Source organism: Lysinibacillus sp. FSL M8-0337, assembly GCF_038593855.1.
In the GTDB taxonomy this organism is placed as follows: Bacteria; Bacillota; Bacilli; order Bacillales_A; family Planococcaceae; genus Lysinibacillus; species Lysinibacillus sphaericus_D.
The window spans coordinates 1,296,389-1,309,629 of sequence record NZ_CP151996.1 but is presented as its reverse complement, the minus strand read 5'-3'; the positions used below and the strand labels follow the sequence as shown (position 1 = coordinate 1,309,629).

Annotated in this window: 13 protein-coding genes; 1 reads left to right on the top strand and 12 read right to left on the bottom strand. The window is 38.4% G+C overall.

Annotation, left to right across the window (positions count from 1 at the left end):
* Positions 1-63: 63 nt before the first annotated feature.
* The 10 genes from MKY08_RS05920 to MKY08_RS05875 form a co-directional block, all read right to left on the bottom strand.
* Positions 64-1,839 (bottom strand): ATP-binding protein, encoded by a 1,776-nt coding sequence (locus MKY08_RS05920; RefSeq protein WP_069510896.1) that lies wholly within the window; start codon positions 1,837-1,839, stop codon positions 64-66.
* A complete protein-coding gene (locus MKY08_RS05915) occupies positions 1,832-2,548 on the bottom strand; it encodes a response regulator transcription factor (protein ID WP_024361488.1) in 717 nt (238 codons plus the stop codon). Before MKY08_RS05915 ends, MKY08_RS05920 begins: the two co-directional genes overlap by 8 nt.
* Positions 2,549-2,664: 116 nt before the next feature.
* Complete coding sequence (gene ccsB, locus MKY08_RS05910; RefSeq protein WP_069510898.1) at positions 2,665-3,846, bottom strand: c-type cytochrome biogenesis protein CcsB; 1,182 nt, start codon at positions 3,844-3,846, stop codon at positions 2,665-2,667.
* Positions 3,843-5,516: a cytochrome c biogenesis protein ResB gene (locus MKY08_RS05905; RefSeq protein WP_069510900.1), complete on the bottom strand. Its 1,674-nt coding sequence runs from the start codon at positions 5,514-5,516 to the stop codon at positions 3,843-3,845. Before MKY08_RS05905 ends, ccsB begins: the two co-directional genes overlap by 4 nt.
* A gap of 13 nt (positions 5,517-5,529) precedes the next feature.
* Positions 5,530-6,063 carry a thiol-disulfide oxidoreductase ResA gene (gene resA, locus MKY08_RS05900; protein ID WP_024361491.1) on the bottom strand — a complete coding sequence of 178 codons (534 nt, stop codon included), beginning with the start codon at positions 6,061-6,063 and terminating at the stop codon, positions 5,530-5,532.
* A 275-nt stretch (positions 6,064-6,338) separates the two neighbouring features.
* Positions 6,339-7,070: a pseudouridine synthase gene (locus MKY08_RS05895; protein WP_069510902.1), complete on the bottom strand. Its 732-nt coding sequence runs from the start codon at positions 7,068-7,070 to the stop codon at positions 6,339-6,341.
* A gap of 329 nt (positions 7,071-7,399) precedes the next feature.
* Positions 7,400-7,981, bottom strand: coding sequence for a hypothetical protein (locus tag MKY08_RS05890; RefSeq protein ID WP_069510904.1), 582 nt, complete (start codon positions 7,979-7,981; stop codon positions 7,400-7,402).
* 128 nt (positions 7,982-8,109) lie between these two features.
* Positions 8,110-9,180, bottom strand: coding sequence for a serine hydrolase (locus MKY08_RS05885; RefSeq protein WP_069510906.1), 1,071 nt, complete (start codon positions 9,178-9,180; stop codon positions 8,110-8,112).
* Positions 9,181-9,260: 80 nt separating this feature from the next.
* The gene (gene scpB, locus MKY08_RS05880; protein WP_069510908.1) at positions 9,261-9,854 is read right to left on the bottom strand and encodes an SMC-Scp complex subunit ScpB; all 594 of its coding nucleotides are present in this window, start codon (positions 9,852-9,854) and stop codon (positions 9,261-9,263) included.
* The gene (locus MKY08_RS05875; protein ID WP_024361496.1) at positions 9,826-10,605 is read right to left on the bottom strand and encodes a segregation/condensation protein A; all 780 of its coding nucleotides are present in this window, start codon (positions 10,603-10,605) and stop codon (positions 9,826-9,828) included. The genes scpB and MKY08_RS05875 overlap by 29 nt, the downstream gene beginning before the upstream one ends.
* Positions 10,606-10,660: 55 nt before the next feature.
* Here MKY08_RS05875 and MKY08_RS05870 point away from each other — a divergent pair, with 55 nt between their 5' ends.
* The gene (locus MKY08_RS05870) at positions 10,661-11,164 is read left to right on the top strand and encodes a DUF309 domain-containing protein (protein WP_069510910.1); all 504 of its coding nucleotides are present in this window, start codon (positions 10,661-10,663) and stop codon (positions 11,162-11,164) included.
* Here MKY08_RS05870 and MKY08_RS05865 read toward each other — a convergent pair.
* Positions 11,161-11,532: a GNAT family N-acetyltransferase gene (locus MKY08_RS05865; RefSeq protein ID WP_069510912.1), complete on the bottom strand. Its 372-nt coding sequence runs from the start codon at positions 11,530-11,532 to the stop codon at positions 11,161-11,163. The two genes, MKY08_RS05870 and MKY08_RS05865, sit on opposite strands and share 4 nt — an antisense overlap.
* Positions 11,533-11,732: 200 nt before the next feature.
* Complete coding sequence (gene lysA, locus MKY08_RS05860) at positions 11,733-13,052, bottom strand: diaminopimelate decarboxylase (RefSeq protein ID WP_069510914.1); 1,320 nt, start codon at positions 13,050-13,052, stop codon at positions 11,733-11,735.
* Positions 13,053-13,241: the final 189 nt, after the last annotated feature.

The window sequence follows — 13,241 nt, the reverse complement described above, 5'->3', positions numbered from 1 at the left end:
ATGACCTGTATCAGCATGAAAGAGCATTGTCAGATGGAATCAGCTAAGGGCTTCTTAATGAATTTATTCGAAAGGTAAATAGAAAGTAAAGGTTGTGCCCTCTTTTAACACACTATCGACCATAATATTGCCAGAGTGCGCCTTCACAATATTTCGAGCAATTGCAAGCCCTAAACCCGTTCCGCCTTTAGAACGTGTCCGTGCTTTATCCGCTTTATAAAAACGTTCAAAGACATACGGTAAATCTTCCTGTGGAATCCCATGCCCTGTATCCTGAACAGATATTTTGGCAAAGGTTGGCTCTTGCTCTATCTTGACAATGACAGAACCTTCGTCTGTATGACGCAGTGCATTATCTACTAAATTCGTTAACACTTGTTCAATACGATCTTCATCCATACTTATGCGGGCATTATTATCAAACTCACTATTAAATAAAAGCTGCACGTGCTTTTCTTTTGCCACTTGAGCAAATTTCTGCGTAATACGTTCAAATGTCGAATTAATCGGTACTTCATCTTTGTATAGTGTCATATGTCCTGATTCCATTCGCGCTAAATCCAATAAATCAGTTACTAAACGTCCCATACGCTTCGATTCATCATAAATAATTTTCGTAATCTCATTGCGTTCTTCTTGATCTTGAATAAAATCATCATCCATTAATGCCTCTGAATAGCCTTGTAACATGGAAATCGGTGTACGTAGTTCATGTGATACATTGGCAATAAAATCTGAACGTAGCTTTTCTAGACGATGCTGCTCTGTCATATCGCGGATTACAGCAACTGCTCCACGAATTAATTCCCCACTATAGAGCGGGCTAATCGTAAATGTATAATAATTTCCATCCATTTCAATTTCTTCTTCTAACTTATCTTCAAACATTAGTACATGATCGAGCATATGATAGAGTTCTGGTGGAATCGGCTTTGCGCTTTGCGAGCCTTTATTTACAAACCATTTTTGCATTAAACGTTCCGCCGGCGGATTGCTCAGTAAAATTGTTCGATCACGGTTAAACGTTATCACGGCATCTGTCATGGATGTTAAAATATTGGACAATTGCTCATTTTCTTGATTGATTACTTCTAAGTTATGCTTTAGCTGACGCCCCATTTGATTGAACGCAACAGCTAGCTGGCCGATTTCATCATTTTGCGTTGTCGGCATTTTTGCCTCGAAATTCCCTTTTGCAATTTCAAAAGCTAGTTCACGCATTTTACGTAATGGTGATGTAATACGGGATGATAAGAAAAATGCAAAAAATGTCGTTAACACAAACGCAATAAATGCCGCTAAAAAGACAATTTTGGTCGTCTCTTTCGATGTTTTATGTAACGCATCTGGACTTTGATAAATAAATACAGCACCATGCACTTCATTTTCCACATTTAGTGGAAACCCTAGCACAACATACGATTCCATCTTTCCTTTATCAGTTGAAGATGGCATCATCATTTCCTTTATAATAGGTTCATCTGATTGGAAAATTTCATGGAAGGATTTATTCGCTAAAATTCCATCTTGAATTTCTTTCTTGTTGACGCCTTCTTGCATCGCAAATGAGACTTCCAAATGATTTATGGCGATAAGTGCATTTGTACCCTCAGGTAAAATATCTGTCAGGAGTTGCGAAGTCGATTCTGCCGTCTCATTGTCATCCACTATACTCGCTATTGTTGCAGCCGTTTGACGCAGTGAAATCTCTGCTTGCTGCATATGATAGTTTTGAAGAAATTCGAGCATTAAAACCGTGAAAACAAATAATACAAATGAAACGAGAAGCAATATGGTTACCCATAGCTTCCCGACAACACTGTTCCATATTCTATTCATTGACAACCTCAAATTTGTAACCAACGCCCCAAACAGTGACAATCATTTTCGCTGCGTTCTCGGATACACGATTCAGCTTCTCACGTAGACGCTTCACATGTGTATCGACTGTTCGTAGGTCTCCAAAGAAATCATAATGCCAAACCTCTTTTAGTAATTGTTCACGGTCAAATACTTTATCAGGAGATTTTGCAAGGAAATACAATAATTCATACTCTTTTGGTGTTAAATTTACTTCGATACCTTCCGCTGTTACACGGTGAGCATCATGGTCAATCATCAAATGTTGGAATACAACTAAATCTTTTGATGACGATGCATTTGTCGTAGGTGAAAATGCTTGTGAACGACGTAAAATCGCTTTTACGCGTAGAACCACCTCACGAGGACTAAATGGCTTTACAATATAATCATCTGCTCCAAGCTCGAAGCCTTGTACACGGTTCGCTTCCTCGCCTTTTGCAGTTAATAAAATAATTGGAGTTGCAGCTCTTTCGCGAATTTCTGCACATACCTCAAGCCCATCTTTTTCAGGCATCATAATATCTAGTAAAATACAGTGGTACTCTTTTTCTAAAGATTTCTCGATCGCTTCTTCACCATTCTCTGCTTCGTCAACTTGATACCCTTCGCGCTCCAAATACATTTTTAATAAGCGTCGAATACGATCCTCGTCGTCTACTACTAATACTGAAATATTTTCTGACACTTTCACGATCCCTCTCTTCCGATCTTTCTCTACCCTTCTATTGTACATGGTACGCTACGACTTGAAAAGAAAAGAAAGCCCTTTCGCAGCAGCGAAAAGGCTTTTTGTTCCCATTGTTACGCGTAGGAGTGTAAACCTGCAAGAATTAAGTTAACGGCAATAAGATTAAATAATATAATACCAAAGCCAATTAATGCTAACCAAGCAGATTTTTCACCTTCCCAGCCTTTAGATAAACGTAGATGTAGGAATGCTGCGTAGAATAACCATGTAATGAGGGCCCATACTTCTTTCGGGTCCCAACCCCAGAAACGACTCCACGCAAGTTGTGCCCATATCATCGCAAATATGAGTGCACCTAATGTAAATACTGGGAAACCAATAATAACAGAACGATAACCGACTTCATCCAGTAATTGTAGATTTACACGTTTAACAAGCGGTTGGAATATCGCGCTTATGCGACGACGTGCAATAAGGCGAATTAATAAGTATAGTAACGAGCCTACTAATAATGACCAAACGACTGTTGTTAATTTTTTCGCATTAATCAATGCAGGCATTTCTACTAATGGAGACATGCCATGTTCCTCTACTGCCTCATACTCATTCATCCCAAAAATCGGTGGCAAATTATAAGTGATCTGTCGAGATACACCTTCTTTATCAATATACGTGTATTTCGATTCATAATCCATCGCACTAAATGTAGACGACACAATAACAAAGCCAAGCACAACGACTAAACAGTACATAACCGCTTCAAGCCAGAAACGCTGCTTTGAAGGTTTGTTTAAATCTACAACTTTTAATAAATAAATTAAACCTGCAACTGCACTAATCGCTAAAATCGATTGACCCATAGCAGCCGTAATAACGTGAATTGTTAACCAATGACTTTGCAATGACGGTACTAATGGACTTACTTCTGTCGGGAACATCGATGCATAGGCAATGATTAATAACGCTACAGGTAACGCCACTAAACCAAGCGCTGTTAGGCGATAAATAAAGTAAATTAAAATAAATGCACCAACAATAAACATCCCGAAAGCAGTCGTAAATTCAAACATATTACTAACAGGTGCGTGACCTGTGTGAATCCAACGTGTAATAAAGTAACCAATTTGCGAAAGGAAACCTATAATTGTTACGACAATCGCCAGCTTACCCCATTTGTCTGTGTTTTTGCCCGAAGCATTGGATTGTTTAATAGCGCCGCCAAATAGTAAAGTAGCTACTAGATAGGCTAAGAATGCAACAAATAATAGATTTCCACTTAAGTCAATCAAACTCATAAGGTGTTGTCACCTTCCTTTTTAGTATTGCCACGATTTGTGGACTCTTCGCCTTCTTCAGACGGCTCTAACTGATCCTTATATTGCGGTAGGCCAGCAAATGCAGTCACGGCATCTAAATCTTTTTTCATGCTGAACATATTTTTGTTTACATGGGCAGCCATCAGTACATGACCATCAGGCTCTACTTGTAACCAAAGTCGACGGTGGTTCCAATATGAACCGATTGCAACGCCGATCATGAAAATAATACCACCAACAAATAAAATTGGGATTGTGCGGTCTTTACGTATTGTAAAACCAGACATATCGCGTGTTTCCACACTATCAAACTTCATTTTGTATTGGTTTTCACCTAGTGGTTCGAGTGTTTGTTTAATCGCAACGAAGCTTGTTTCACCCTTTGGTGTTTCTGGTGTCGTCATTTTAAATAGAAATGCTGGATTATTAGGAACTGACGTCGCTGTTTGCGGAACACCATTTTCAAACCCAGAGAAGTCTGGCGTGTAAACAAGTAATTTAACAGATACACCATTTCCTAAATCGTATTCTTTTTTAGGATTTGTTAAATCGATTCCTACTTTACCAAGTGATTGCTCGGTTGTTTTATTTACTAGTTGGAAATTCATTTGCTTCAATTCATTTAAGCGATAATCCATTTGATACAGTGCATAGCCAGCTTCTTTTAAAGGGTGATTCACTCGAATTGAATAATCTTTCACCTTTTCTAGATTTTCCGTATCACCAGCAATAGCGTCTTCAGGTTGCTTATATAACGTAATATCTGTTTGGAAGTTTTTCGCAACGACGTTAACACCTTGCTTTAGCTGTTCACCTTGTGGTGTATTATCATGTGTTTCTAAAATAAAGTCTCGATTTTCAATAAAATAACCGTCCATGCCAGTAATTGCACGTGTTTCACCTTCACGTACCCATATCGATTCATCGACATAGAAACCAGGAACTAAACGCAACATTACCCCAGTTAAAAAGATAATGAGGCCTACATGATTTATGTACGGACCGTAACGAGAGAAGCGGCCTTTTTCTGCTAACAAAGCACTGCCGTCTCGACGAACAATGTATTTCATTTCAGTCATTTTCTTTTCAACTTTACTAAGCGTCTCTTCAGGACTTGCTGTTACCTGTCCTTCTGCCACAATACGTTGGCGCTTTAAAAAACTTTCATGGCGCTTAACACGTTGATTTTTCAATGATTTGTAAAGCGGTATACCACGGTCAAGACTGGCAACAATAATGGATACCGCAAGCATTCCAACTAAAATCTGGAACCACCAAGAGCTGTATAAATCAGAAAGTCCTAATGTATAATAGATTTTCCCCACTAAACCGTAAACATCCTCGTAATAGGCTCCCTTTTCCATGTCAGAAGCTTTTACGTAAAACTCTTGCGGTAGTAACGTTCCGATTGAAGCTGCTATTAATGTAATAATAATTAATGCTATCCCTACTTTAACACTTGAGAAAAAATTCCAAATTTTGTCGACAATTGATTTGTTGTACGTCTTTGAGCGAATAGCCGTACCATCATAACGCATGTCGACAACTTTATTTTGCTTTTCTTCTTCGGTTAAAGGACGACCACATTTCTCACAGAGCTTCGTGCCAAACGGATTACTATGTCCACAAGCACAAATAATATTCTCCATCGTCTATTACCCCTCATTTTGGCTTTATTAATTCCATGTAAGAAGCGATTGTCGCCTCCGTCATTTCTCCAGTAGTAATCTTCACTACCTTACCGTCCGGATCAATTAAAACTGTAGCAGGTAAATTGCCAACATTGTAAGCAGTCATTACACTTTTCGTTTTATCAATTACAACAGGAAATGTAAGGCCGTACTTATCAACAAAATTTTGTACTTCTAAATCAGTTTGTGCAATGTTGACGGCCAATGTCTGTACACCTAGATCCTTAAAAACTTGGTATTGGCTATTCATTGCGGGCATTTCCTTTTCACATGGTTTACACCAAGTTCCCCAGAAATTTAAAAATACTCCCTGCCCTCTATAATCAGACAGTTTGTGTTTCTCACCATTTAAATCTACTAACGTGAAGTTCGGTGCTTCAGAGCCAACAGCTACTAACTCTACCTTTTCCTTTGTCGCTGTCCCGTATACGGTATACCCAATTGCGATCGCTAAGATGGCTAAAATAATAGTGCGGGTTACGAGACGTTTCTTCTTTTTCTCCAAGTTAATAAACCCCCTACTCAAATACGCCTCGAGGGTATTTGTCGATATTTCACTTACACTTAAGAAATATCTGTTATAGCTCCCCCGAGACTTACTTTGTTTACGCGCCTGCTGGATAAAATTAAAACAGGTGTACTATTCTCACCTATTATAGCAAAATGATACAAAATCGCTTAGTTATTAATTATGAATGATTTATGAACGTTTTCACACGAGGAAAGTGAAAAACCCGCCATACGTATAGCGGTATATATTTTTTCCATGCTGTTGTTCGTTTAGCCGATTTGCCCAGTTTCAGCTAACACACGTAGTTGCTTGACTTCATGTTTCGACAATTCACGATATTCTCCTGGTGTTAGACCGTATAAATCTAAAAATGCAAAACGTTCACGCTTTAGTTTGACTACCGGTGTACCGATTGCCTCAAACATACGACGTACTTGACGATTTCGCCCTTCGTGAATCGTAATTTCACAAATCGCCTTGCCCGCCTGCTCATCAAAAGAAGTCATACTTACTTTTGCTGGTGCTGTTTTGCCATCTTCTAATTGAATACCACGTTGTAGCTTTTTTAAGCCCTCAATTGTTGGCACACCTTTAACACGTGCAATGTATGTTTTGTCAATTTTAAATTTTGGATGCGTTAACATATAGGAAAACTCTCCATCATTTGTCAGTAATAATAATCCAGATGTATCATAATCTAGACGACCAACAGGGAAAATACGTTGCGGAATATGTTTAAATAAATCTGTGACAGTTTTGCGTCCTTTATCATCCGTTACTGCAGAAATTGTTCCACGTGGTTTATATAGTAAGTAGTAAACTTTATCTTCTTTCTCAAGTTTTACACCTTCTACTTCAATTGTATCCGAGTTGGATACCTTCGTTCCAAGTTCACGTACAACAACGCCGTTTACCTTTACTTTACCTTCTACAATCAATTGCTCAGCTTTACGCCTTGAAGCGACACCTGCATATGCAATCACTTTTTGTAATCTTTCCATTGTTTCACCTCTAGTTAAAAATGTAACCTTTTGAAGGTTATTTTTCCCGTCAATCTGTGAAAATTATGTCATACTTTTGTGCAATATAAAAGAGAAACTCATTCCGCACTAGTAATACGATTATTCTAAATAGTGTATTATTTGCTAGTTTCTCATTTATTTGTCTTTGCACTACATAAAATGGCCTAGCTATTTTTCGATCTATTTCTAATATAGACCAAACCACAAAATTTTAAAAAAAGGTGCCTGACACCCAAAATATTCTGAAAATTCATATTTGTTTCGGTGTCTGGCACCCTAAAAAAAGCTACCCTTTTAGGTAGCTTTTTTTATTGATATACGTTTTCTATGGTAACGCCATTTTTACTCAATTCAAGATTGATAAATGGTTTGGCTTTCGCTAACTTGGCTGTTAAAGATTGTTCAATGGTCGAACCGTCCTTTAACGTAAAAATCAACTTATCTGGTTTCGTCACACCATCTTTTTGCACGTTTGTTTGTTCTGCTTTAATGATTTCTTCCCAGCTTGTCAAATCTTCCTGCACACTAAAAAATGCATTCGTATGGAGCCCTTTTTCATCCATTATTTGATAATGATTAATACATAAAAATAAAAATAACAGGACGATCAACCAAGATGTGCCGACAATCGCCCGTTGTATATTTCTTCCTTTTTTTGTTTTTGGGACAATGATTATATTTACCAAAAGAACCATCGCCATGCCAATTAAAGCAATCATTAATATAATATACGCTTTAAAAATAGTCTCAAAAAGGTAATAGTCATTCGGTCGATATAGTAGCTCTTGAATAGGGAATAGTAAAATAAATGGAGCGATAAAACTTGATATAAATAAAACAATAATGACTGCTATTTGATTATGCTTTCGATTCACTTTAGCTGTAGTCATAATTGTCCCCCTCCTTGCCATCATGCTTATACAATTTAACTAACATAATTTTACACCAATTACTATAAATATAAAATTCCTTTTTAGATAAACAATATACAGTATAAATAAAAATCAGCGTATCGCTTTTAACGATCCGCTGACTCTACTTTAACGGGTGTAGCATAAATTCGCTCTTCCCCTAGAAAAATCGACAATACCGCTTCCTTTCTTTTTCTAGAAATTTGCAGTACTTGCCTTACAACCTTTTTTTCTTCTTTATTTAATTGCAATTGAATTGGTTGCTCTAATCGGATAGCCAATTTATCATTGACATTATATTTTCCCTTTTTCACAACCGTCTCCATATTATAGTTTTGCCATACTTCATTCGCTAAGCCTCTGTGAACATTCCAATCATCCGATTCATTTAACGTCACAACTATACATGTTTGCCCGTCTTTTTGAAAAGCGGTTGCCAACGTTCGTCCTGCTACCTTTGTAAAACCAGTCTTTCCTGCAAAAGCTGTTCCCGTTGCCGATTTTAATGAGCTTACAGGTTGCTCCGTTTCATCATCTACTTCAACTGCGACACCCGAACCTTCCCGCAATAGACGATGCTTATTTTCCCATAGTATACCATTTACTGTATTGGCACGATAAAGAACGGTAGATGCAATTTTCTCAAAGGTTTTGTTTTGAAGTGCGATTCTTAGCATTTCAGCTGTATCTCTTGCAGAAGACAAATGCTCGTCGTGATGCAAACCTGAAGGGTTCATAAAAACGGTATTGGTAAGTCCCGCAATCACAGCTCTTTCATTCATTAATTTAACAAAGCCTTCTACCGAGCCGCCTGCATGCTCTGCTAAAGCTGTCGCAGCATCATTACCTGACCGTAACATTAAACCATATAATAACGTTTCAACCGTCACCGTCTCGCCCGCTTGCAAATAAATGGAGGAGCCTTCAGCCATTGCAGCTTTAGGTGAAATAATTACTTCATCTTGAAGATCACTATTTTCAATCGCGACGAGAGCTGTCCAAATTTTTGTTAAGCTCGCAATGGGGAGCCTCTCATCGCTATTAGAACCTGATAATACTCGACCTGTCTCACCGTCAAGCACGACATACCCACTTCCGCCTCTTGCCAAACCATTTTGTGGGATAGTTAAGAATCCCACAGCTATCATAAACACCATTAATCGTCGTAACCGTAGCAACAAGCCACTCCTTATTTTAAGTGATAGATAAGTAGAACTATGAAAATTAAAAGGAAAGCGCGTTAGCACTTTTCTTTTGTTTACTTAACGCCATTAAACGTTTCTTGGAATTTAGTCATAAATAAATCAGTTTCTTGTTCTGCTTCACCATTGTCCTCTTCAGGTAATGGTGGCATTTCTTCAATACTATTTAATCCGAAGTAGTTTAAGAACTCCTTCGTTGTGCCATATAAAATCGCACGACCTGTCCCCTCTGAACGTCCTACTTCTTTTACTAGCCCTCTTGAAGCGAGCGTTTGCAGTGGTCGTTCACATTTGACACCACGTAAATCTTCGATGGCTACCCGTGTAATGGGCTGTTTATATGCCACAATGGCCAACACTTCTAAAGAAGCCTGAGACAATGATTGCGCAGTTGGATTCTCTACTAATTTTTGAATCGTATCTGCTAATTGCGGCTTTGTAATTAACTGGTAAACACCAGCGATTTCCTTTATTGTAATTCCTCTAGTTTCATCTTCGTCAAATGCTACACGCAGTGCCTCCATTGCGGGCGCAACTACTTCTTCTGCTTCACCAAGTAGCTGTGCTAATTGCTTAATTGTTAAGCCATCATCTCCTACAACAAATAATAAAGCTTCAATTCTACTCTGTAGGATTATTGTCTTCGTCATCATCCCATTCCTCCTTCTGTAATGTGACCGTTAGTTCTTCAAAATTACCGTCTTGCTCTACAATGACAATTTGACGTTTCATCAGTTCAAGCAGTGACAGAAACGTTAAAATAAGTGTTGGTTTATCTTCATAAGGAAAAAGCTCGAAAAATGATGCACGTCCACCTGTTAAACGTAAAGAATTCACAACAGAACGCATTTGCTCCTTTACTGAGCGCTCCTGCCTCGTGACAGTTGTCTTCAATGGCTTCTTTAATTTTTTTCGGCGCATCAGCTTCTGGAAGGCGCCAAGCATATCATAAATATTGACGTTCATATCGAATAACGCCATCTGTTCATCAGGTGCTAATTCCGATAAATCTGAAGGTGGTCTTGTAAATACCTGTGCTCTATCTGTTTCAAGCTCTTGTAGGTTACTTGCCGCTTCTTTATATTTTTTATACTCTATTAATCGTTGTACCAGTTCTTCACGAGGGTCAGGGCCATCGATTTCGATTTCCGCATCTTCTAGCTCTCCTTCATGTATCGGTAATAGCATTCGGCTCTTAATAGCCAAAAGTGTTGCCGCCATCACTAAATACTCACTCGCCTCATTTAATTCAAGCACCTGCATCGCATGGATATGATCAATATATTGTTGCGTAATTTCAGCCATTGGAATATCATAGATATCAATTTCCAATCTGTGAATTAAATGCAATAATAGATCCAGAGGACCTGAAAAGGCTTCTAACTTTACTTCATAAGACATTATTTTACCACCCTGATATTCAATGTTCTTTTAGTATAGTGGAAAGGAGTTCAAAATGCATCCACAGCACCATACTTTATTTATTGATTACTGTGCCTATTTCAATGGCAATGGGGATTTTTTTGAATGCCATGAAGTGCTTGAGGAATATTGGAAAAACATTGCGCCTGGCAATAAAAATCATCCTCTTGTTGGCTATGTTCAACTAGCGACAGGATTATATCATTGGCGTCGTGGCAACGCAACTGGTGCTTTCAAAATCTTACATAAAGCACTCACTAATTTTCAAGTCAATAAAGGCAATGTGTTTTTTAACGAAATCGACTACACAAAACTTCTATTACAATTAACCGAAACACTTAGCCATATTCAAACGGGCAAGTCCTTTCAAGCTTTTCAATTACCGCTGACACCTACTTTACAAAATTTAGTAACAGCTCGCATACAGCTTTTACCGGAAAGCAACCCTAACTATCTTCTTCATAAACATATGCTACGTGATCGCTCACATATTCTTGCTGAACGACAAGAAAGCAAACAAAGAAAAAGCAGACGTTAACTTTCGTCTGCTTTTTCTTCATTACATTGTATACATTTGCGAACAAATTCACGCGTTTCATCTGTTGCACGCAATTGTTCGTATTGGCCAAGTTCTGCTACTTCTTGTAGCATTTCTTTTGCCACGCCTTCTCCTCTGTAAGAAGGAACTACAGAAACGTGCTGAATTGTTGCTGTGTGATTGTCTGTTACAAGCCCGACGATACCAACGTATTCATCGTTCTTTTTCCATAAATATAATACCCAATTATCATCATTTTCATAGGATTGGATTGTCTCTGTGAGCTTTTTTATGTCTTTTTCGTTAGGCATAAACGAGAGTAGCCCCATTGCTATTTTCTCGAAAGCTTTTTTATATCGAATTAACATATTTGTCTATTCCCTCTTTTTCTAGCTGTACATAATCTTTGACTATCCTACACGATTTGTACTATTACCGCAAGCCAATTTTCTGTCTTACGAACCAGGGCCGAGAATACCTTGCGACGCTAACACCCAATAGACAACGCCCCACAACAAAATAAATGTCGTCATAGATGCCAATAATACCCATTTGTTTTTTCTCAAATTTATTCACCCTTTTTTAGCGTTAGCGGGAGATCATTTTGTACAATATCTTCGTAACTTTCACGTTTAATCGCTAATTGATGCTGTCCATTTTCTACAAATACCACTGCTGGACGTGGTACACGGTTGTAGTTGCTTGCCATCGAATAGCCATATGCCCCTGTACAGAAGATTGCTAGTACATCACCAGAAGCTGCCTCTTGTAATTTTGCATCGATAATCAATTTATCGCCAGATTCACAAAGTTTCCCAGCTACAGTGTACGTTGCTTCTTTTGGTGCATTAGCTTTACTAGCGATGACTGCCTCGTATTTTGCATCATATAATGCAGGACGAATATTATCACTCATTCCGCCATCAACTGCAATGTATTTACGTACATCTGGTACTGTTTTTTGAGAACCTATCGTATAAAGTGATGTTCCTGCATCACCGACAAGTGAACGGCCTGGTTCAATCCAGATTTCTGGCATTGTTAGTCCAAGTACAGTTGCTTTATTTTTCACAACAGTAATCATGTCCTCTACATACACTTGTGGCTCAAGCGGTGCATCTTCTTCTGTATAGCGAATACCGAAGCCCCCACCTAAGTTTAACACAGTACACGTAAAACCGTGAGTCTTGTTCCAATCAGAAATCTTGTCGATTAGTTTTTCACCCGCTAAGCCAAAGCCAGCTGTATCGAAAATTTGAGAGCCAATATGGCAGTGTAACCCTAACAGCTGTAAGTATTCGTGTTTAAAAGTTTGCTCAAATGCCTGATCGGCTTGACCGTTGTTTAAGTCAAAGCCAAACTTAGAATCCGCTTGCCCTGTCGTAATAAAATCATGCGTATGTGCCTCAACACCTGGTGTGACACGTAACAAAATACGCATTTTTTGTTGACGGCGCTCAGCAATTTCTTTTAAAAGCTGAATTTCATAGAAGTTATCTACAACAATACAACCAATTTTCGAGTCAAAGGCTAGCTCCAATTCCGCAATGCTTTTATTATTACCATGGAAGTGAATACGCTCTGCTGGGAATCCAGCTTTTAATGCTGTAAATAGCTCCCCTCCAGAGACAACATCCAAGGATAGGTTTTCTTCTGCTGCTAATTGATACACCGCTACACATGCAAATGCTTTGGAAGCATACGCTACTTCAGCCTTTACCCCTAGTTTTTTAAATGTATCGATAAAGCCGCGTGCTCGCTTACGAATCAGCGCTGTATCGTAAACAAATAATGGCGTACCATATTCTTTTGCAAGTTCTAATGTATCTACTTGTCCTATTGTTAAATGCCCGTCTTCTGAAATCGCTTGTGTTCCATATAAATGCATTTGCATCTCTCCCTTTTCACGTCTCCATTTTGTGACATTTGCGTACCTCGTGGTATGTCAGCTCTTACTCAAACATTCCCATCGAGACATTGTGTTATCTTAGCAGGTTTTTGCATGTCACAAGATAAAAACACATAGCCATTTACTAGCAAAGATAATTTTTGCAAAAATCACAAAATACTATATGTG